The sequence below is a fragment of the Mycobacterium simiae genome, assembly GCF_010727605.1.
GTDB lineage: Bacteria > Actinomycetota > Actinomycetes > Mycobacteriales > Mycobacteriaceae > Mycobacterium > Mycobacterium simiae.
Genome location: NZ_AP022568.1, coordinates 5,614,420 through 5,633,526 on the forward strand (window position 1 = coordinate 5,614,420; position 19,107 = coordinate 5,633,526).

General features: G+C 65.5%; 16 protein-coding genes and 4 pseudogenes. 7 read left to right on the top strand and 13 right to left on the bottom strand.

Annotated features, from left to right (window positions below; genetic code table 11):
- Positions 1 to 38: 38 nt before the first annotated feature.
- Both G6N33_RS26135 and G6N33_RS26140 read right to left on the bottom strand, forming a co-directional pair.
- Positions 39 to 416, bottom strand: coding sequence for a DUF5073 family protein (locus G6N33_RS26135; RefSeq protein WP_044505786.1), 378 nt, complete (start codon positions 414 to 416; stop codon positions 39 to 41).
- On the bottom strand, positions 416 to 1,201 hold the full coding sequence (locus G6N33_RS26140) for a heavy metal-binding domain-containing protein (protein WP_044505785.1): 786 nt from the start codon (positions 1,199 to 1,201) through the stop codon (positions 416 to 418). Before G6N33_RS26140 ends, G6N33_RS26135 begins: the two co-directional genes overlap by 1 nt.
- Before the next feature lie 376 nt (positions 1,202 to 1,577).
- On the opposite strand from G6N33_RS26140, the gene G6N33_RS26145 reads away from it, so the two are divergent.
- On the top strand, positions 1,578 to 2,264 hold the full coding sequence (locus G6N33_RS26145; protein ID WP_408632810.1) for an ABC transporter ATP-binding protein: 687 nt from the start codon (positions 1,578 to 1,580) through the stop codon (positions 2,262 to 2,264).
- Complete coding sequence (locus tag G6N33_RS26150; protein ID WP_044505784.1) at positions 2,261 to 4,786, top strand: ABC transporter permease; 2,526 nt, start codon at positions 2,261 to 2,263, stop codon at positions 4,784 to 4,786. Before G6N33_RS26145 ends, G6N33_RS26150 begins: the two co-directional genes overlap by 4 nt.
- A gap of 14 nt (positions 4,787 to 4,800) precedes the next feature.
- On the opposite strand, the gene G6N33_RS26155 is transcribed toward G6N33_RS26150, so the two are convergent.
- The 4 genes from G6N33_RS26155 to G6N33_RS26170 form a co-directional block, all read right to left on the bottom strand.
- A complete protein-coding gene (locus G6N33_RS26155; protein ID WP_044505782.1) occupies positions 4,801 to 5,430 on the bottom strand; it encodes a class I SAM-dependent methyltransferase in 630 nt (209 codons plus the stop codon).
- On the bottom strand, positions 5,420 to 6,040 hold the full coding sequence (locus G6N33_RS26160; RefSeq protein WP_044505781.1) for a DUF4389 domain-containing protein: 621 nt from the start codon (positions 6,038 to 6,040) through the stop codon (positions 5,420 to 5,422). Before G6N33_RS26160 ends, G6N33_RS26155 begins: the two co-directional genes overlap by 11 nt.
- Complete coding sequence (locus tag G6N33_RS26165; RefSeq protein ID WP_044511740.1) at positions 6,037 to 7,257, bottom strand: FAD-dependent oxidoreductase; 1,221 nt, start codon at positions 7,255 to 7,257, stop codon at positions 6,037 to 6,039. The genes G6N33_RS26160 and G6N33_RS26165 overlap by 4 nt, the downstream gene beginning before the upstream one ends.
- Positions 7,258 to 7,550: 293 nt before the next feature.
- The gene (locus tag G6N33_RS26170; RefSeq protein WP_044505779.1) at positions 7,551 to 8,435 is read right to left on the bottom strand and encodes an SDR family NAD(P)-dependent oxidoreductase; all 885 of its coding nucleotides are present in this window, start codon (positions 8,433 to 8,435) and stop codon (positions 7,551 to 7,553) included.
- Positions 8,436 to 8,991: 556 nt separating this feature from the next.
- Here G6N33_RS26170 and G6N33_RS26175 point away from each other — a divergent pair.
- From G6N33_RS26175 to G6N33_RS26195, 5 genes and pseudogenes are all read left to right on the top strand, one after another.
- Positions 8,992 to 9,798, top strand: coding sequence for a SigB/SigF/SigG family RNA polymerase sigma factor (locus G6N33_RS26175; protein WP_044505778.1), 807 nt, complete (start codon positions 8,992 to 8,994; stop codon positions 9,796 to 9,798).
- 104 nt (positions 9,799 to 9,902) lie between these two features.
- Complete coding sequence (locus G6N33_RS26180) at positions 9,903 to 10,526, top strand: hypothetical protein (RefSeq protein ID WP_044505777.1); 624 nt, start codon at positions 9,903 to 9,905, stop codon at positions 10,524 to 10,526.
- Positions 10,527 to 10,709: 183 nt separating this feature from the next.
- The gene (locus G6N33_RS26185) at positions 10,710 to 11,387 is read left to right on the top strand and encodes a TetR/AcrR family transcriptional regulator (RefSeq protein ID WP_044505775.1); all 678 of its coding nucleotides are present in this window, start codon (positions 10,710 to 10,712) and stop codon (positions 11,385 to 11,387) included.
- A gap of 25 nt (positions 11,388 to 11,412) precedes the next feature.
- Positions 11,413 to 12,052: pseudogene (locus G6N33_RS26190) on the top strand (M24 family metallopeptidase); the annotation flags it as partial.
- 82 nt (positions 12,053 to 12,134) lie between these two features.
- Complete coding sequence (locus G6N33_RS26195; RefSeq protein ID WP_044505773.1) at positions 12,135 to 13,496, top strand: HNH endonuclease signature motif containing protein; 1,362 nt, start codon at positions 12,135 to 12,137, stop codon at positions 13,494 to 13,496.
- On the opposite strand, the pseudogene G6N33_RS26200 reads toward G6N33_RS26195, so the two are convergent.
- The 7 genes and pseudogenes from G6N33_RS26200 to G6N33_RS26230 form a co-directional block, all read right to left on the bottom strand.
- Positions 13,497 to 14,335, bottom strand: a pseudogene (locus tag G6N33_RS26200) (hypothetical protein).
- Positions 14,336 to 14,339: 4 nt separating this feature from the next.
- Positions 14,340 to 14,423 (bottom strand): annotated as a pseudogene (locus G6N33_RS27920) (oxidoreductase); the annotation flags it as partial.
- Positions 14,424 to 14,968 (bottom strand): annotated as a pseudogene (locus tag G6N33_RS26210) (CoA transferase); the annotation flags it as partial.
- An 18-nt stretch (positions 14,969 to 14,986) separates the two neighbouring features.
- Positions 14,987 to 15,955 carry an enoyl-CoA hydratase/isomerase family protein gene (locus G6N33_RS26215; protein ID WP_044505772.1) on the bottom strand — a complete coding sequence of 323 codons (969 nt, stop codon included), beginning with the start codon at positions 15,953 to 15,955 and terminating at the stop codon, positions 14,987 to 14,989.
- A gap of 40 nt (positions 15,956 to 15,995) precedes the next feature.
- Complete coding sequence (locus G6N33_RS26220) at positions 15,996 to 16,832, bottom strand: mycofactocin-coupled SDR family oxidoreductase (RefSeq protein ID WP_044511739.1); 837 nt, start codon at positions 16,830 to 16,832, stop codon at positions 15,996 to 15,998.
- Positions 16,832 to 18,034, bottom strand: a complete 1,203-nt coding sequence (locus G6N33_RS26225) for a cytochrome P450 (RefSeq protein ID WP_044505770.1) — start codon at positions 18,032 to 18,034, stop codon at positions 16,832 to 16,834. Before G6N33_RS26225 ends, G6N33_RS26220 begins: the two co-directional genes overlap by 1 nt.
- 280 nt (positions 18,035 to 18,314) lie before the next feature.
- Positions 18,315 to 19,022 carry a TetR/AcrR family transcriptional regulator gene (locus G6N33_RS26230; protein ID WP_044505768.1) on the bottom strand — a complete coding sequence of 236 codons (708 nt, stop codon included), beginning with the start codon at positions 19,020 to 19,022 and terminating at the stop codon, positions 18,315 to 18,317.
- Positions 19,023 to 19,107: the final 85 nt, after the last annotated feature.

Below are 19,107 nucleotides of genomic sequence, written 5' to 3' on the forward strand. Positions count from 1 at the left end.
AGAGGATCCCGAAAGCATTGGGCCGCCGTCTGATTCGCTCAGTAGCGGGGTGCTGCTTCGAGAAGTTCGACCGCCGCGTCGATGTGCGGGATGATCGACGGGCCGTAGGCGGCCACCACCCGCGCCAGTGCCCGCGCGATATGCGGTCCGACAACGGCGGCCGCGAGCACCTCCTCGGCCAGCACGATGTCGTTGACGACATGTGCGGCGGTCAGGCGGCCGTCGGGGGTGAGCTGGTAGCGCCACTCCCCGATCTGGACTCGCTCGGGCTGTGAACGAAAGAACCCGCGGCGCGCCGGCGTCAGGAGGACGCCCGGAACACCGCAGAACACCTTGATGACCTGGCCAACTCCCCCAGGACCGCCGAGCGCGCCGCCGATCGCGCGGCTCGCCCGTTCCTGGTCAAAGTTCGTCATCAATCACTCATCGGAAGAACGAATGTCGGTGTGATGGTTTGCGGCTCGCCGATGCGACGCACGGCCGTGCCCGCCACGTAGAACTCGACCGTGTGATGCCCCCATGCGTAGTTCGAGATGGCGAAATGCACGCCCACGACGCCGTTTCCGCCGTCGCGCTCGGCCTCGCTCTGCATGCGCGACATGGCCAGCTCCCGCGCTTGATAGCTGCCCTGGGTCCACTGCGGCATCTCCGCGTTGCGGCCCACCTGGCTGAGCGTGCGTAGGAAGCCTTGGACGGCAATGTGAAACACACAATTGCCCATGACGAAGGCAACGGGCGCGAACCCGGAGCGCAGCAGCGTCGTCAGATCCTGGCCGGTCAAATGGCTGGTGAACGCCTGGCCGCCGGGACGCCGATAGGCACCCGGCTTCTCGGCGTAGCGCACGGCGGTTCCCACCGCGATGAACTCGAGGTGTTCACCCTCGCCCTGGTGGCGCCATTCAAGCCGAACGCCGACCACCCCGTCGGCGCCCAACGCGTCGGCCTCCGCCTGCATCCGCGACATCGCATTCCACCGGGCCCGGTAGGTCGCATCGGTCAGCACCGGCAGCTCGGACTGTTGACGGATCCCGGTGAACTGGTAGCCCACGTGATAGACCGAGACGCCCATCACGAGCTCTATCGGCTCGAATCCCGCCCCATGCAGCAACGCGAATTCATTGATCGACAGATCGGAGGTGAATATTTTCCCAGCATGCGAGAGACGTTCGCTGGCGACGGGATCGAGCGGGGTTGGCTGCATTGTCGAGTACCCTCCTGCGGTTCGCAGCTAGCGTAGGCCGGGACGTCCGCGCGCACACGCATAACGTGCGACATCACCAGCCGCGTGGCGCCAAGATCGGCCCGGCGGCGGGGACGGGTCACCCCCGGCCGTGCTCACCCCCGCGGTCCTGCGGCGGGTAGCTGTGCTTGCGGCAGGAATTGCTGGACCAGCCGTCTGGCGGGCTGCGCGCTGAACCGATCACGTTTTGGTCTCGTGATAACCGATACCGGCGCTTTGGGCGCCGTGCACGGTTTAGCGGTAGCCATGCGCCGATGAGATGGGGACTCGCGGGAGGGTCATGTTCAGACGAGCCGGCACCAGCGTTGGTCCCAAGCACAAACTACTGACAATTGAAATGCGCGACGTGGTGCGTCAGTACCGGATCGGCGGGCAAACCGTGCGCGCACTCGACGGGATAAGCCTGGAGCTCGAGGGCGGTCAGTTCGTGTCGATGGTCGGACCGTCCGGCGCGGGCAAGAGCACCATGCTGCATTTGCTCGGCGCGTTGGATACCCCGGACTCCGGGTCGATCGAATTCGATGGCGACGAAATCAGCCAGCTCAACGACGAACAGCAGTCGCGGTTTCGGCACCATCGTGTCGGTTTCATCTTCCAGTTCTTCAATCTGCTGCCGACCCTGTCGGCGTGGGAGAACGTCGCCGTGCCCAAGCTGCTGGATGGGGTTCGGCTGGGCAAGGCCAAGCCGGACGCGATCCGGTTATTGGAGCGGGTCGGGTTGGGGAACCGAACCGACCACCGACCGGCGGAACTGTCCGGCGGGCAGATGCAGCGGGTCGCGGTGGCGCGCGCACTGATGATGGACCCGCCGCTGATCCTGGCCGACGAACCGACTGGCAACCTCGATTCCGTCACCGGGGCCTCGATTTTGGAACTGTTGGGTGAGGTGGCGCACGAGCCCGGCCGGGGGCGGCTGGTGGTCATGGTGACGCACAACCCGGAGGCTGCCGAAGCGACCGACCGGGTGATCATGCTGCAAGACGGCCGCATCGTCTCCAACGAGCGAGCGGCGGTCTTGGTGTGAGTCTGGGCTCGTCCTTCGGCGCCACGGCGAGTCGGCTGCGGCTGTTCAGCCTGCGCGAGCTCGCCGTGCACCGGCGGCGCACGTTCGCGTCGATGGCCGTAATGGCGGTCTCCGCCATGTATTTAGTCGCGGTGTTCGGCATCTTCGGCTCGATTACCGGATCGGTCAATCGGCTCAGTGACGGGATCGCCGGCATCGCCTCGCTCGAGGTATCGGGCATCACCGACGCCGGCTTCCCGGAGAGCATCACCGCCGACGTCGCGGCGGTGCCCGGGGTGGCGACGGCCGCACCGATGATCCGGACGTCCGCGTCGACGCCGTCGGGACCGGTGTTGTTGTTCGGTGCCGACCAACGCCTCTCGGCATTGGGCGGTGCGCTCAAAGACGCCTTAAAGGGTGGGGCGAAGGACCCGGCAGCGCAGCTGGCCCATCCATCCGGGCCCGCCAACGGCGTTCAGGTCGGCCCCGGCGTCGGCCGTCGCAAAGGTGAGACGTTCCAACTCGGCTCGGGCTCGGTCAGCGTGACGGACGTGCTCACCGGTAAAGACGTGTCGGCCCTCAACGGCGGACATTATGTGCTGGCACCACTGGCGTTAGCGCAGCAGCTCACCGGCAGGCAGGGCCAGCTCGATTCCATCTTGATCACCGTCAAGCCCGGCGCCGATCTGCAGCAGGTTCGCGGCGCGGTGAGCGCGGCGGTGAACGGACGCGCCATCGTGGCCGACCCGAGTATGCGCGCCACCCGCGCCGGCGATGGTGTCAAGCTGATGAATTACATGGCACTGATGGGCGCGATGGTCGCCTTGATGGTCGGCGCCTTCTTGATCTACACCACGATGACCATGGCGATCACCCAACGGCGCCCCGTCATCTCGCTGCTGCGCGCCATCGGCGGGCGGCGGACGACGATCGTCCGCGACATGCTCGCCGAGGCGGCGATCCTCGGCGTGATCGGCGGCGGAATCGGATCAGTACTCGGAATCGGGCTGGGCCGCTTGGCGATTGGCCGGCTGCCCGCGGCCCTGACGCAGGGACTAGAGGCCCGCATCGAATACTGGCTACCCGGCTACGCGATACCGATCGCGCTGGTCACCACCACGCTCACCAGCGTCGTCGCCTCGGCCATGGCCGCACGTCAGGTGTACAAGGTGGCACCCATCGAGGCGCTGGCGCCCGTGGGTGTGTCGGTGGCGGACCGGGTGCCGCGCTGGCTGCGCATCGTTTGCGGTGTGGGCGCGGTGCTGGTATTCGCGGCAGCGATCGTCGTCGTGATCTACCAGCGCGGCGTGCTCGCCTTCGTGGCGATGTCCGCCGTCTTCTCCGCAGAGGTGGCGCTCGGCTTCGCCCTGGCCATGCCCATTGTCGGCGCCGCGGCCGCCACGGCGCGGATCTTCGGCACCGCGGGTGCGCTCGCGGCGGCGACCATCGAGCGCGCGCCGCGGCGGGTCTGGGCGACAGTCATGACGGTGGTCATCGCGGTCGTCACGACCGTCACGATCACCGGGACCAACACCGACATGCTTCGCTCCGCCCGCGCCATCTTCGCCCCGGTGACCGACAGCCCGGTGTGGGTCAGCGCGAGCCCTCCCGACACCTACCCAACAGATGCGCTGCCGCAAGGACTTTCGCAGAAACTGGCCACCCTGCCAGGTGTCGCGGGGGTCACCGAGGGTGCCTTCGGGTTCGCCGAAGTCGGCGGCACCCGGGTGATGCTCGACGGGTTCGCGTCCGGAACCGCGGATCCCCTGTACCGGGCGCTCGACCAACAGGCACGCGAGGCGGTAGTGGCCGGACGTGGAGTCGTGCTCACCCAGAACCTGGGCAAGACGCTGCACGTGCGGGTCGGTGATCCCTTGCGCATGCAAACGCCGCACGGTGTGCAGCAGGCCACAGTACTGGCCCTGGTCCCCTACTTCTCGACGGTAATCGGCTCGGTTGGCATGAGCCTGGATCAGTTGCGGTCCTGGTTCGATCGCCCAGTGGCGACCAGCCTGCAGATCGCCGCCGCGCCGGGCGTCGACCCGCACCGGCTGCTCAGCGATATCCGCGGCGCCGTGCCCGCACCGAATTATGTCTTTGACGGTCGCGCCGAGTTGGCCGGGCTGGAAGCACCCATGCACCAAAGCATGTTCATCGCCAACGCCGTGTGGATCATCGTGATGTTGGTGGCCGCGGTCGCGCTGCTCAACACCTTGACGCTGTCCGTGCTCGAACGTCGGCGCGAAATCGGGGTGCTGCGGGCGATGGGGTCCAGCCGCCGCTTCACGCTACGGATGGTGCTGGCCGAGGCGGCCGGAATCGGTATCGTGGGAGGGCTTTTGGGGCTGGGGTTCGGTTGCGCCGACCAGTGGCTGTTCAGCTTGGTCAGTGGTGACATGATGAATTTCCAAGTCTCTTTCCGGCCCAGCTGGATGTCGCTGGCGTTCACCCTGGGCGCGTTGATCATCAGCCTGCTCGGCTCCGTGCCGCCGGCGCGCCGGGCCGCGGGACTCAACATCATCGAAGCGGTCGGTGTCGAGTAGCGGCTAATCGACCGCTATTCGGTCAGCGTGGCGAAGCCCTGCAGATGAGGCTTGCAGGGAAACGGCACCGGCGTCCGGGCGAGCCGGGTCAGTCCGCTGGTGTCGAATCCGGCGGCCGCGATGGAATCGATCGTGCGGCGGTTGGGTTGACACCCGGCGGCCAGCCAAGACCACGGTTTGGCGATCAAATCCTGGAACCGCCCGGTCGCGCCCTCGCCGCGGACATGCTCGAGAACGACCAGCCTGCCCCCCGGCACCAGGACGCGGCGTATCTCCCGCAGCGTCGCGCCGACATCGTCGACCGAGCACAGCACCAGTCCGATGTGAACAGAGTCGAAACTGTTGTCCGCAAACGGTATTGACTCGCCTGTGCCGTCCACGATATCGGCGGTGATGCCGTGCCGCAGCGCCAGACGAGACGCAGCCTGGCGGAACGCGGCCACCGGCTCCACCGCGGCGACCGATGTCACCGCGGGCGGCACGAACTTCAAATCGGTGCCCGGTCCGAGCCCCACCATCAGCAGCCGGCCCCTGGCATGAGCGATCGCGTCGCGGCGATACCGGTTATAGAACAGTCGGTCGAAGAGCGGCTGGCCGAACCGGTATATCAAGGGAAATAACGGATTAGCGCGCTTAACGGCCACCTAAGTCCATTCGGAAAGGCGGATATTCGTCACACATCAACGATACATATGCCGCGACCCGATAGCGCCATCGACAAATGCCCACCAGCAGATCGAACATGCCCTGCGGGATGGACCCGGTGGCCAACAACGCTGCGGCGGCGATCACCGTGAGCACCTGCAACAGGGGCTCCATCGCCCAACACAGCAGTATCTGCGGCAATCCCAGCAGCCACCACTTCACCAACACACCCCACCGAGATAGTCGCTCCGGATATTCGACCTCGAGGTCGCCGGGGTAGTCGGGCCGGGCGGCCAGCGTGAAGGGTGGGTATTTGTCGGTGCTGTTCATCGGGAACCGGTAGTTCATCAGCCGCCACGACCAACGCAGCACGCCGACATTGAAATTGAAGATCGGTCGCGGATACCGCCCGGTCACTAGGATCGCGATGCCCGCGATCAGGGTCAGCGGTGGATAGACCAGGTAGAGCGAGATCAGGATGGGATAGTGCGGCACGGCCAGCGCGCACCATTTGACCAGCCAGAGCCAGCGTGAGGGCCCATCGTCGACGCATCTGACTCGCACGGTGTCGGTCCGCGTGGGTGCTTCGGCGACAGCGCTCGTGGTCATCGCCGTCCAGACGCGACCGGGCGTGCCACCGCGAGATCCCGATTGACCTGTGCGGCGATGCCGGGATGGCTGGTCGATCGCACGAAACGTGTCAGCACCCAGGTATGCAGCCGATCCGGAAGCAACGCCGCGGGCCGCAACACCGATTCACCGTGGGCGACCTGTAGTGACGCCGCCTTGGACACCGCCCGTACCTGTCGGCGCCGAGTTTTCTCGTATGTGCGCAGCGCCCGGGAGAGCGCGGTGCGGCCGCTGTCGGCGCGCAGATCCGCAAGCGACGCGCACAACACCATGGTGTCCAGCAGCGCCTGATTGGTCCCCTGTGCCAGGGTCGGCGGCATCGTGTGCGCGGCGTCGCCGAGCAAGGTGACCGGTCCCGCGTTCAGCGCGCCGGGAACCGGGTGCCTGAAGTGCGGGTAGGGCGAGCGGGCCAGATCCGCGTCGGTGAGTTTGTCGAGCACCAAATCGACCGAGTCGGACCAGCCGGAGAAGGTGGAACGGATCACCTCGATGGGTCGTTCGGGCCGCACGAAATCATGGGCCCACGGCAAGTCGAACCACCACTGCACCTTGTCGTCGCCGGCGGGCCAGACACCCGAGTTCCCACGTTCGCCGATGACGATGTAGGCGACGTCTCGATCGCCGAGCTCCGGGACGCTCACCAGACCCTGCCAGCTGCACCATCCCGTTGCTTCGGCGGCAGGAGCGCCGACCACATCCCGGATCACCGAATGCAAGCCGTCGGCACCGATCAGCAGGTCGCCCTCGACCACGCTGCCGTCGTCGAAACCGACGGCCACGCCGTCGGGCATCGTGACGACCCGGGTCGCGCGGGCATTGCACCGAATGACGTCACCTGGAAACCCGTCCATCAGCCGTTCCAGCAAGACCTGGCGAGGGACCATCCGCACCGAGGCGCCCAGTCGGCGCGCCAAGGCACTCACGTCGACGGTCGCAATGCGGCGCCCCGTTGACGTACGCACCCGCACACTGGACAGCAGCTGGCCGGCCCCGCCCATGTCGACGCCGAGCTGCCGCAGCACCGTCTCCCCGTTGGACCAGATGGTCACGGCGCCACCACCGGCCTGGGTGTTGGCCCGCTGATCGAAGATCGTGACTTCGTGCCCGTCCCGCAACAACCCACGGGCCACCGAAATCCCGCTGACCCCGGCGCCCACCACCAACACCCGCAGCGGCCGCGCTGAGGATGCCTGCATGTGCGGCAAACAACTGATACGACCGCCGGTGCCTACCCGATCACGTTGTTCCATCGGGCCCCCCGATTGCGGTTCGGCCGTTGGGTGATCGGCTACCTTGCTTCGGCTCGTCACTTCCCTAGAGACGTTGGGGCCCGCAAATCGGTTCAAGGCGGCGTGCCGCTCGTTTGGACGGGTGAAGTTACCTTCGACACAGTTGATGCGCGCGGTGCCCGATTGCATGGCAGCGAAGCTGAATGCAACGCCGCGGAAAGCGAACTGGCGCTGCGGCGGCTTATGCCGTGCTGCGAGTGTTAGTTCGCGGGACGGATCATCGTGTGCAGCTCCTGGACCGACCACGGCTCGGCGCCGTGATGGTCGCGGTAACCGAGCAGCGACGGGGTCGGCTGGTCGAAGCGGCCGACGAATCCGCCTGCGGCGACCAGGATCTGACCGGTCACCTCCCGCGACAGATCGCTGGCGAGATAGGCGTAGAGCGGGGCCACGAAGGTCGGCGGGGCGCTGTCCAACGAGGCTTGCCGAGTCACGTCGTCCAGCAGGCCACGACGGTGCAGATCGTCGATGTGTTCCTCGTAGTCGGCACCGGTGGACAGTCGCGTCCGCGCACCCGGGCACACCACATTGGCCCGGACGCCCCTGGTTTTGAGCTCCGCGGCGATCGCCATCGTCAGACCGTTGACGGCGCCCTTGCCGGCCGGGTAGCCGGTGCCGCCGTAGTCGCCGAGGAAGGCGACAGAGCTGGTGTTGACGATCGCGCCGTGCCCCTGCGCAACCATCACGGGTGCGGCGACCCGGCAAGTGTGAAACACCGTGCCGACGTGTGCACTGATCAGCCGATCGAATTCGGCGGGTGAGATGTCCAGGATCGACGAGCCCGCAGGTTCCGCGATCCCGGCGCAGTTGATCAGCACCTCGAGGCTCCCGAACGTGTTGCGGCAGGTGTCGACGAGGAGCTGGGCAATGTGCTCGTCATCGGCCGCCCCGGTCACGCCGGTGACCCGTCCACCCGCCGCGGAGAGCGTCGCGACGGTCTCGGCCACCGCGCCGGGGTCCCGGCCGTTGACCACCACCCCGGCACCCAGGCTGCAGAGCAGTTCGGCGACGGCACGTCCGATTCCCCGGCTGCCCCCGGAAACGACGACCCCGCGGCCGGCCAGCAGCTGGTCCGCGCCGCTCATCGCCGCCGGCACCCGGCGGCGATCGTACGGTCAGACGCCTCAGCGCGCCGCTCGGCGCCGGTTACGCACATTTGCCGAAGAGTACCCAGCAGGCGCCGAAATGAGAATCATGCCCGCCCGCACCGTGTCACCGGGTTAACCCGACGTGATTTCATGTTTGCTGGCCCACCGCGACCGGCGTCAGACTGGGCAGTTCGTGCCTCGACGAGGTTGCTAGGGGGCTGTTCAGCGGAAACGATCGTGCAATCAGACCTCAGGGGCGTAGTATCGAACACTGAGTCCGTTCTGGACACGTCGCCGTTTAGCTCAAAGCGGTCAGTCAGCCGCACGGCTGCTGGGTTATGGCTCCGGCGATCTTCGTTGATCCGGTCGTCCCTTTCCCCGGCGATGCGTGCGCTGTAACAACCAATCCGTGTCGACGGATCTGGTGCAGTGGAGTGCCGTGTGCACGCCTGCGATACCCCTGCACGCGACTTCGAAGGAAGTGCCGCAATGCAAAATCATTGGTACGCAGTTTCTCTCGCGAAATCCCTTGTGGCGAAGGGGCGTTGAGGAAATGAGCGAAGTTCTCACTGCCACCCGGCCGGCTCGTCCGGCCACTCGCAACGACGATTCCTACGACGATGTAGTCGAAATGTTCGTGGTGCTACGCACTATGCCGGCCGAATCACACGAATATCGCCGGCAGCGTGAGCGCATCGTGAACCGGTGCCTGCCGCTGGCCGACCATGTGGCTCGTCACTTCGGGCGGCGCGGCGAGGGTCTCGACGACCTGACTCAAGTCGCACGGCTGGGCTTGATGAACGCCATCAACCGGTTTGACCCGGACAAGGGGCCGAGCTTTATCGGCTTCGCGATCCCCACCATGATGGGCGAGGTTCGCCGCCATTTCCGCGACTACAGCTGGGGGATGCGAGTCCCGCGCCGGCTGCGCGAACTCCACGTCCAAATCAGCCGCGCCACAGGAGATTTAGTTCAGAAATTGGGACGCGCTCCAACGGCTCGTGAGCTGTCGGAAGAGCTAGGCGTCGCACATGACGAAATCGTCGAATGCCTGGTGGCGGGTGACGCGTACCAGCTCGAATCGCTGGATGCGCCGGTGGGCGCCGACAGCTCGGGCAAGACGCGCCTGGTGGCCGACGCGGTCGGCGGCGTCGATCCCCAAATCGACCACATCACCAACCGGGAAGCAGTACGTGCGTTGATCGCCGCGCTCCCGGAGCGCGAACGCGAAGTTCTGCATATGCGATTCTTCGAATCGATGACGCAGAGCCAGATCGCGGAGCGCATCGGGGTGTCGCAGATGCAGGTCTCGCGCATCCTGGCCAACACCTTGACGTCGCTGCGTGACCAGCTGGAATAGTTCGCCAAGCGGTGCCTGGGCAGCCCGGCGACGCATGCACTGTACTGTGCCTTTGGGGTGTAATCGGCCCTGTCGACTGACCGAGCCCAAAGGAGCACTTTGCGATGAGGCTTTCACAACCAGTGGTCGCGGGAGTCGTCGGCGTCACGGCGCTGGCGCTGACGGTCGCCGGCTGCGGCGGCAACAAGACCACTGCGCCGACCAAGTCGGGGTCGGCCACCTCATCGACCAGTTCGGGCACTGCGGCGCCGTCGTCCTCGGCTGCCCCGGCGCAGCCCAACGAGTACACGACCTGGTTGATTCAGGCCAGCGACATCGACGCACCGGTGCCCTTCACGGGTGCACCACCGACAAGCAACCCGAACGGCCAACCCGGTGCCTCCGCCGTCTTCAGCACCCAGGACAACAGCCACGTCATCAAGGACACGATCCAGGTATACGACGATCCCGGCGCGGCGACCGCCGCGTTGAACGTTGCCAAAACGGGACAGGGCGGCATCATCAAACACCCTGCCACCGACCCGGTCAAAGTCGGCACGGACGGAACTATGGTGTCCGGGAACTCCACGGACAACTCCAAAGGCATTGCGGTGCTGCTGTTCACCGAGGGCAAGGTCTTGGTGACGCTGGAATTCGACGGCCCCGCCGACACGCTTCCTCCGCCGGACTTCGTCAGCGACGTTGGTCAGAAGCAGGACGCCGCGGTCAAGAAGGGTCTGGGCGGCTGATCTCGGGCCGCGGGTCGCCGCGGCCACTCGCCACGACTGCTGAGCACGACAATCGATCGCCGTGCGGCCAATGGCACACTGCGACAACGCCAATGGTTGACCTCACCTGATCGTTCTCAACGATTGTCGTCAGCGCTCCGCGGCACACCGCTAGATAAACTGCTTGATTTAATCGGTGGGGCAATGTTCACTGAGGCGATGAAAGCTGAGCGGACGCTGCGCTCCCACCGGTCGACGGGAACCCGTGAAGCGATTTTGTCGGCCGCCGAATGGTTGTTCGCCGAGCGCGGGATGTATGCGGTATCCAACCGGCAGATCAGTGAGGCGGCGGGGCAGGGCAACAACGCGGCGGCGTGCTACCACTTCGGCACCCGGACTGAGCTGTTGCGGGCGATCGAGAGCAAACATCGAGAACCGATCGAGGAACTGCGCGCCCAAATGTTGGACGAGATCGGTAATTCGACCGAATTGCGGGACTGGGTAAGCACATTGGTGCGCCCGCTCACCGACCATCTTGCGGCGTTGGGCACTCCTAGCTGGTATGCGCGGTTCGCGGCCCAAGCGATGGCAGATCCCACCTACCGCCACGTCGTCACCAAGGACGCACTGGCCTCGCCGAGGCTGGTGCGCACTATTGAGGGCATCAACCGGTGTCTGCCCGAGCTGCCCAGACGGGTGCGATCCGAGCGCATCGTCATGGTCCGAAATCTGTTGATGCACACCTGCGCCGAGCATGAAGGCGAATTGGCCGAACACGGGCCGCGGGCACGGTCGGCCTGGCCCGTTGCCGGCGAGGGGCTGATCGACGCGATCGTCGGGCTGTGGCGGGCACCGGTGCACGTGGGCGCGGCGGGCGCCTGACCCGGCAGACCAGCCTAGAGATAAGGCCCGGACACCTGCGAGGAGCACGATGATCGTGGCCAACTCGGTGACTGCCGAGCTGGTCGATGCCGAGCCCGCCCTGCGCGCGGCGCGGCGTATCAAGACCGCCGACGGGATTGCCGCGATGGCTGCCGCGCTGCGGGTCGCCGAGGTTGGGCTTGCCGCTGCGGTAAGCGGATTGGCGCCGGGAGTGCCGGCGACCTCGTCGCGTTCGCTGGGGCGCGCTGGCCAACGGTTATGTCACGGAGGCGGGCCGCACTTTCCCGGCCGGTGGTCACATCAGCAGCGCGGCCCGTGAGCTGTCCACCCGCTCGAACACGTTGTACGACAAGATGCTTGCCGCATGCCACTCCGGCGCGACCACCCGGAACCTGCTGGCCGCCTACCGCGCGGCCGGCGAGCCGGTGCCGCCGCCGATGCCGGTGGCGCACGGGTTGGGACTGGGCTTCGACCCGCCGGTGGTGTCCGAAACGCTGCTGGCCGCGGGCGAACACGACCAGCTGGATGCCGGGATGGTGCCGGCGCTCACCGGATATGTGTGGCAACCCGGCGTCGGTGCGGTGTTCCGCCGCGACGCTATCCACGTCACTGCCACCGGTCCGGAGGTGCTGACCGCAATCCCGTCGTGGTCCGAATGGTCTTGAGCAACGAATTCACTTGCATCACTTGGGTTTCAAGGGTCCCTAACCAGCATTTCTTGTCGGTACCCCTTCCTAAAATCGAGGTATGGGTTCCAGCAGTCGTGAAGAGATCGTCGAGGTCTTCGATGCACTGGATGCGGACCTGGACCACTTGTGTGACCTGTCGTTCGATGTGTTCACCACCCCCGAGGGATTGCGGGCGTTGGAGCGTTTGGAACGCGTCGCGCGTCGGCTGCGTGCTCCGCAGCACGCGCTGATCAATCAGCTTGGTGCGCGGGCGAGCGAGGCGGAACTGGGCGGCAAATTGCGCTCCGCGTTGGCGGATCTGTTGCACACCACGAAGGCCGAGGCCGGCCGTCGCATTGACGAGGCCGCCGATCTCGGCCAACGACAGACACTCACCGGTGAGCCCTTGGCACCCAAGTTGACTGCGACGGCCACCCTGCAACGCAACGGGTTGATCGGCGACGGGCACGTCCGGGTGATCCGCAGCTTCTTCGCCCACCTGCCGGCCGAAGTCGACGTGCTCACCCGGGAAGCCGCGGAAAAGGATCTGGCCCAAAAGGCCACCGAATATCGTCCTGACGAGGTGGCCAAGTACGCCCAGCGCGTCATGGACTGGCTCAACCCGGATGGCGAATTCAGCGATGAGGCCCGCGCCCGCAAGCGCGGAATCACCCTCGGTACACAGGAATGCGATGGCATGTCGCGGATTAGCGGCTACCTCACCCCCGAAGCCCGAGCCACCTTCGAACCGGTGTTGGCCAAGCTGGGTGCTCCAGGCGCATGCAACCCCGACGATCCGACGCCCATCGTCGACGAGACTCCGGATGCGGACGCGGTCCGGCGCGATATCCGAACTCAAGCCCAACGCAACCACGATGGACTGCTCGCCGGTCTACGCGGCGTGCTGGCGTCGGGAAAGCTTGGCCAGCACAATGGTCTACCGGTATCAATCGTGGTCACCGCCGAATTGAAAGATGTCCAAGCCGCCGCGGGCAAGGCTCATACCGGCGGTGGCTCCGTGATTCCGATGACCGATCTATTGCGCTTGGCCAGCCATGCCCACCACTATCTGGCTCTTTTTGACAGCGCCAAGCCGCTCGCGCTGTACCACACCAAGCGGGTGGCGTCCCCGGCACAACGAATCATGCTGTATGCCAAAGACCGCGGCTGCTCGAGACCGGGTTGCGACGCACCCGCGTACCACAGTCAGGTCCACCATGTGCGCGGCTGGACCACCAACCGCCGCTCCGACATCGACGAACTCACGCTGGCGTGTGGGGTCGACAATCGGTTGGTCGAAACGGGTTGGACTACGCGCAAGAACGCCAAAGGCGACACCGAATGGCTTCCGCCACCGCACGTGGATCGTGGCCAGCCGCGCGTCAACACATTCCACCACCCGGAAAAGCTACTGGAGGACGCCGACGACGAAGTGCCGTAGCTAGGCGGCTTCTTCGGCCAGGGCGGCATCGAGTAAATCCCCCACCCGGTACCGCTCCCACACAGTCAGCAGGTTCGCCAACATCTGCAGTGGCGCACGCACGCTTTCGTCGTTGCGGATCCGCGGAGCGGTGCGACTGCTCGGCGCGATATCGAACCGCTTGCGAATCAACGCGGGCACGTCCAACAGCCAGGCGACCCCCATGGCCGCCGCGTACAGCAGCGTGTGGCGACGCAACCGGGCAACGTCCAGCTCCGGGCCGCCGTGCCGGCGGAAAGTCCTCCGCCGGTAGGCGCCCGGATCGATGCGTTCCGGCAAGGCGTCCCAGTGCGGCGACCAACGCGCCGTAGTGCGCGAGCGGCTCGGGCATTTCGTAGTCCAGGCACTTGGGGTATTGGGGTTCAATCCCGTTGGTGCCGCATCGGATCCGCTCCGTGATCACTATCCCCGACCCGCTGGCCCGGTGGTAGTCGCCGAACAGCACCGTAGGCACCGCGATCGGAAACCCCGGCGTCCGGGACAGGGCCCCGAATCGCACTTCGGGCTCCAGCTGCGTCGCGAATCGGATCGTCGAAATCCCGGGAGAACTTGACGAACAGGTGGGTGTGCGGAGTCGGTGCGGCCGTGTCAGATTCGACCGCCAGCACGGCCTTTCGGCCCGTGCTGCCGCCATCCACTTCGGCGAAATCCGTGACACCGGCGACGGCAACGCCGTCCCTCAGCACACCCGGTGCCCGGAACGCCTCGGTGGGAAATTCCGCTCCTGCCGCGTGCAGCGACGCTGGGTCGGCGGGAATGCGCAGGTCGTACCGATCGCCGACGACCCACCGTGAACCCATCTGGTTACCAGGTCTGTTCGGCGGCTCGCACCAGCATGTGGTTGACGGCCACCCGGCGGTCACGGGTCACCATGAACAGCACCGCGTCGGTGTGCAGACGTCCGAACAGCGCGGCTGTCACGCACAACGCCGCTTCCAGGCCCGCCTCGTAGTCGGGCAGAAACCGGCCGGGCCCCTGCAACGGCGGCTTGCCGGGGTCCGGATGGCTGGGCGTGTGATAACCCTAACTGCTGGCATGGAACACGTTGATGCTCTTGGCATTCGCGTATTCGGGGGCAGCATCCTGGCGAACTGGGTGATCGAACAGAACACCGCGTCCGGATACCGATCGGCCAGGGATAGCGCGCCGTCGTGAATGACCGCGTCGGCGGTGCCGAGGAGCCCGTGCAAGCACTGACCATCGCGGGCCGCGTCGAACACCACCGACAGCTTGTTGGTGTTCAAGTAGGCGAACACGACGCCGCCGTCCGGGCCCGCCCGCAAGCGTGGAGCCAGCGCCCGGGTGGGACTGCCGCATCCGGGCGACTCGACCTTGATCACCTCAGCGCCGAAGTCGGCCAGCAGCTTTCCGCAGTACTCGCCGGCGACCGACCCAGCCAGCTCGACAACCCGGCAGGGCGTCAGCGCCGACATGTCAGCTCTGCCAACCGGTCAGGGCTTCGCGCGGCCGGAGCGGCTCAGCCGCCACTCCGGTGGGAAGTTCATGTCGTTGTCCTTGACCACGTTGTTGAGGCCCGTGTTGAAGGTGCCCTCGGTGAGGTCCACTTCTTCGGCGTCGTTTTGGATCATCGGCAACATGCCCTCGACCATCCCGGTGAGCAGGCTGCCGAAGTACTCGCCCTTGTGCTGCTTGTAGAGCTCCAGGAAGGTCTTCTGCACCGCGACCGTGTCGGTCGGACGGGATCGCGAGCAGGCCAGTGCGTATTTCTCGGTTTCCTTCTCCAGCTGATCACGGGGCACCACACTGTTGACGAAACCGCAGTCGTACATCTCCTTCGCGCTGAACGGCCGCCCGGTGAACAGCATTTCGGAGAATTTCCGCAGACCCATGGTCTCGGCCCACCACCAGAGTCTGGGCCCCCAGCCCACATAGCGGAAAGCCGGATGACCGAACAGGGCGTCCTCGGAGGAGATGACCAGGTCGGCGTCGCCGGCCTGGTAAAAGTGCCAGCCGTAGCAGTAGCCCTTGGCCTCGACGATGCTGATCTTCCGTAGCTCTTGCAGCGGCCGGTTCCCGGCGCGGGCCTTGGCATAAAAGTCGGTCACGGTGGACAGATACCGGTACGACCCGCCCGGCGGGTACTTGACGTCATCGTCATTGATTGCAAGCTCGTGATGCAATGGGAGCCCGGGATTTTCGAGCATCGGGCGCTGCTCGGGCAGGTCGCCACCGCTCCCGAAGTCTTGGCCCTCACCACGGATCACGACAACCTTGACGTCGTCGTCGACATTGCATTTGTGGATTAGGTCGGCATAGTTCTGCCGCATACCCAAGCTGGTGGCGTTCTGGGCGTCGGGCCGATCGAACGTGATGTAGGCAATCCGATTCTTCTTGTCCTTCTCGAACTTGATGAATTGCTCGGCTTCTTTCTTCAACTTTTCGTAATCGAATTCAGGCATGAGCTTTCTCCACTTCGTTGTGCCTACTTGGCCGTAATGCTCATTTGAGCAAGCTGCCCGCGTCAACGGGAAGCGAAACGCCAGTGACATAACGCGATTCGTCAGAGGCGAAGAACAGGACAGCGTTGCTGATGTCGATGGGGTCCACCCACGGGATCGGCAGGGTGTGCATCATCTGCGAGATCGGCGCGAAGTCGTCGGGCCCCGGATCGGCCAGGTCGGGTCGAAAGAGCCGGTAGGTGTTGTCGTTCATCACCATCGTGGTGCTGACCTGGGTGGGCAGCACGGCATTGACGCGGATCATGTGCTGCCCCAATTCGACGGCGAAGGCCCGCATCAGTCCGATGACGCCGTGTTTCGCGGCCACGTAATGCCCGGTGTTCTGGTAGGCCTTGCGCCCACCGACGGAGCTGGTGAGCACGATCGACCCACCAGGACCACCGGAAAGGATATGCGGCACACCCGCTTTGACGGTGTGCCAGACGCCGGTCAGGTTGATGTCGATCATGTCCTGCCAGACGTCCTCGCGGATCTTGTGCAACTTGCGGCCGTCGGTGCCCACGCCGGCGTTGGCGACGATGATGTCCAGGCGGCCCAGTTCGGCTACCCCGCTGTCCAGCGCGGTCTTGAGCCGGTCGTAGTCGCGCACGTCCACCTGCGCGGTCACGATGCGCCGGTCGAGCTGCTTGACCTGCTCGGCGGTCTCGGCGAGATCCTCCGGAGTGGAATGCGGGTAGGCCAGGTTCTCGATCGGTCCGCACACGTCGAGCGCGATGATGTCGGCGCCTTCCTGCGCGAGGCGCACCGCGTGACTGCGGCCTTGCCCGCGGGCGGCGCCGCTGACGAAGGCGACCTTGCCTGCCACCCGGCCCGTCATCACGGCACCACGGTCGGCAACGTTTCCCAGCCCCGCACCGACGACGTCGGGCTGAGCGTGGCATTGGCCAGGTCGAGCTCCCATTCCGGGAAGCGTTTGAGAATTTCCTCCAGCGCGACGCGGCCTTCCAACCGCGCCAGCGCCGAGCCGAGGCAGAAGTGGGCGCCGACGCTGAACGTTAGATGCGGCCGCGCGGCACGATGAATGTCGAATTCGCCCGCGTCCGGACCAAACTGCCGCTCGTCGCGGCACGCTGCCCCGATCAGCATCAGCATCACGCTGCCCTTCGGCACCGTCTGCTCATAAAGGGACACATCACGAGTGACATGGCGCGCCATGTGCGGTGCGGGCGGCTCGAAGCGCAGTAGCTCCTCGATGGCCTGCGGGATCAACGCGGGATTCTCGACCAGTTCACGACGCTGGTCGGGGTGCTCCGCGAGGACCTTGCCCGCCCAACCGATCAGCCGCGTCGTTGTTTCGTTGCCGGCTCCCGCCACCACGTTCAGGTACACCAAGATTTCCTCGCGCCGCAGCCGCCGCGTGGTCCCGGTCTCGTCGACGAACTCGACGTTGAGCAGTTCGGTCATGATGTCGTCGGACGGGTTCTCGGCACGCCAGTCGATGTAGGCCTCGAACTGTTCACCGAGTGACAAGCCGTGCTCGGCCGCACTCATCGGCTTGCCGGGCTCGGTGCGCAGTTGGGCGTTGCCCTGATCGCGGATGTACTCCTGGTCGGATTCAGGAATGCCGAGCAGCGCGCTGATGACCTTCATCGGCATGATCGCGCCCAGATCTGTCACGAAGTCGAACCGTCCGGACCCGATCAGTGGATCCAGTGCCTGCGCGCAGAATTCGCGGATCATCGGCTCCAGAGCGGCGATCTTGCGTGGGGTGAACATCCGCGACAACAGCTTGCGGTGCACATCGTGGATCGGTGGGTCTTCGAAGATCAGCAGGCCCGACGGAATCTCCAGATCGGCCTTGATTAGTTCCATGATCACGCCGCGGGCGGAGCTGTACGTGCCGTGGTCGATGATGCCCTTGTTTACATCGGCGTATCGGCTGAGCGCGTAAAAGTCGTATTCCGCGTTGTAGTACAGCGGCGCCTCGTCTCGCAACCGTTTGAACATCGGATAAGGGTCGGCGATCAGCTCGACATCGTACGGGTCGAAACGGACGTTGCTCTCGGTGCTCGTCGTCACGAAATCCCTCCTAGCGCTGCCGATTTCGGATCCGGCACGGTTGAGCCGCCGCTGCAGCCACCGGGGATTCAATATCGGACCCGGGTCGGGGCAATTTGTACACTCCGCTTAAATACGTTTGATTTGACAAACGCACGGGCTCGGCTGTCGATGGGTTGCCGACGGCCCGTTAACGTCGGCTTACTCTATTCTCGTAGAGAACCATACAGCGGGTGGTCTGGCAAGACCCCAAAAGACCCGACACGGCGCGTCGCACCGCCGAGTATTGCGGTGATTGCCGTCAGCCCGATGCCGCGGCCCGGCGGCCACCCGTCGATCGTCCGTCGCCGGGCCGGGTCAGCCGGCCCTGCTGTGGGCTCTTTAAGACGCCGCTCGCGATGGCCGACAGGATCGCATCGAGTTGCTCCGGGCTGTCGACCACTCGGTCGCCGTGCGCGGCCCGCAGCAGCAGACCGTTGATGAAGGTGAGGGTGACGTTGCTCAGATCCTCGACCACGGCCGACTCCAATTCGGCGCCGTGCGGCATCAGCTGCACCAGAATCTCGCGGTGCAGCGTGGTGAAGGCGTCCGTGGCCCGTTGCAGAATCGCGGCCATCGCGGGATCACGCGCGGCTTGCATCGTCAGCTCGTAGCGGGCCTTGGTCCAGGACAGCTGCGGTTCGGTGCCGGCCTGGATCACCACCTGCGACAGCAGCGACGGCGTCGGGTTGTCGCGCTGGCGGCCGGCGTCGTCGGCGATGGATTGCAGCCGTTCCAGGTCGAGTTCGGCGAGACGCTCTGCGACGGCGCGCAGCAGTGCGGATCGGGTTCGAAAGTAGAAGGACGTGGTGCCGTCGGGGACGGCGGCCTTGCGGTCCACCTTCAGATGGCTCAGCCCCTTGGCCCCGTCGGCCGCCAACAGTTCGATCGCAGCATCGCAGAGATCGCGGCGGCGCTCCCCGGGATTCGGCTTTCGCCGTTTCACCGACGCGGACGAGTGTTGAGCCATCAGACAGGCTTTCGCGGCGAGGATCTACAGTGAATATTCGCTGACGTGCAGCCCGACCTTACTCTATGTTTGTAGTGTCGTAAAG

Bases quoted from the DNA above. Each gene is read 5' to 3' on its own strand.
- G6N33_RS26135 (WP_044505786.1), bottom strand. From the start codon at position 416: ATGACGAACTTTGACCAGGAACGGGCGAGCCGCGCGATCGGCGGCGCG.
- G6N33_RS26140 (WP_044505785.1), bottom strand. From the start codon at position 1,201: ATGCAGCCAACCCCGCTCGATCCCGTCGCCAGCGAACGTCTCTCGCAT.
- G6N33_RS26145 (WP_408632810.1), top strand. From the start codon at position 1,578: ATGCGCGACGTGGTGCGTCAGTACCGGATCGGCGGGCAAACCGTGCGC.
- G6N33_RS26160 (WP_044505781.1), bottom strand. From the start codon at position 6,040: ATGACCACGAGCGCTGTCGCCGAAGCACCCACGCGGACCGACACCGTG.
- G6N33_RS26165 (WP_044511740.1), bottom strand. From the start codon at position 7,257: ATGCAGGCATCCTCAGCGCGGCCGCTGCGGGTGTTGGTGGTGGGCGCC.
- G6N33_RS26170 (WP_044505779.1), bottom strand. From the start codon at position 8,435: ATGAGCGGCGCGGACCAGCTGCTGGCCGGCCGCGGGGTCGTCGTTTCC.
- G6N33_RS26175 (WP_044505778.1), top strand. From the start codon at position 8,992: ATGAGCGAAGTTCTCACTGCCACCCGGCCGGCTCGTCCGGCCACTCGC.
- G6N33_RS26180 (WP_044505777.1), top strand. From the start codon at position 9,903: ATGAGGCTTTCACAACCAGTGGTCGCGGGAGTCGTCGGCGTCACGGCG.
- G6N33_RS26185 (WP_044505775.1), top strand. From the start codon at position 10,710: ATGTTCACTGAGGCGATGAAAGCTGAGCGGACGCTGCGCTCCCACCGG.
- G6N33_RS26195 (WP_044505773.1), top strand. From the start codon at position 12,135: ATGGGTTCCAGCAGTCGTGAAGAGATCGTCGAGGTCTTCGATGCACTG.
- G6N33_RS26215 (WP_044505772.1), bottom strand. From the start codon at position 15,955: ATGCCTGAATTCGATTACGAAAAGTTGAAGAAAGAAGCCGAGCAATTC.
- G6N33_RS26220 (WP_044511739.1), bottom strand. From the start codon at position 16,832: ATGACGGGCCGGGTGGCAGGCAAGGTCGCCTTCGTCAGCGGCGCCGCC.
- G6N33_RS26230 (WP_044505768.1), bottom strand. From the start codon at position 19,022: ATGGCTCAACACTCGTCCGCGTCGGTGAAACGGCGAAAGCCGAATCCC.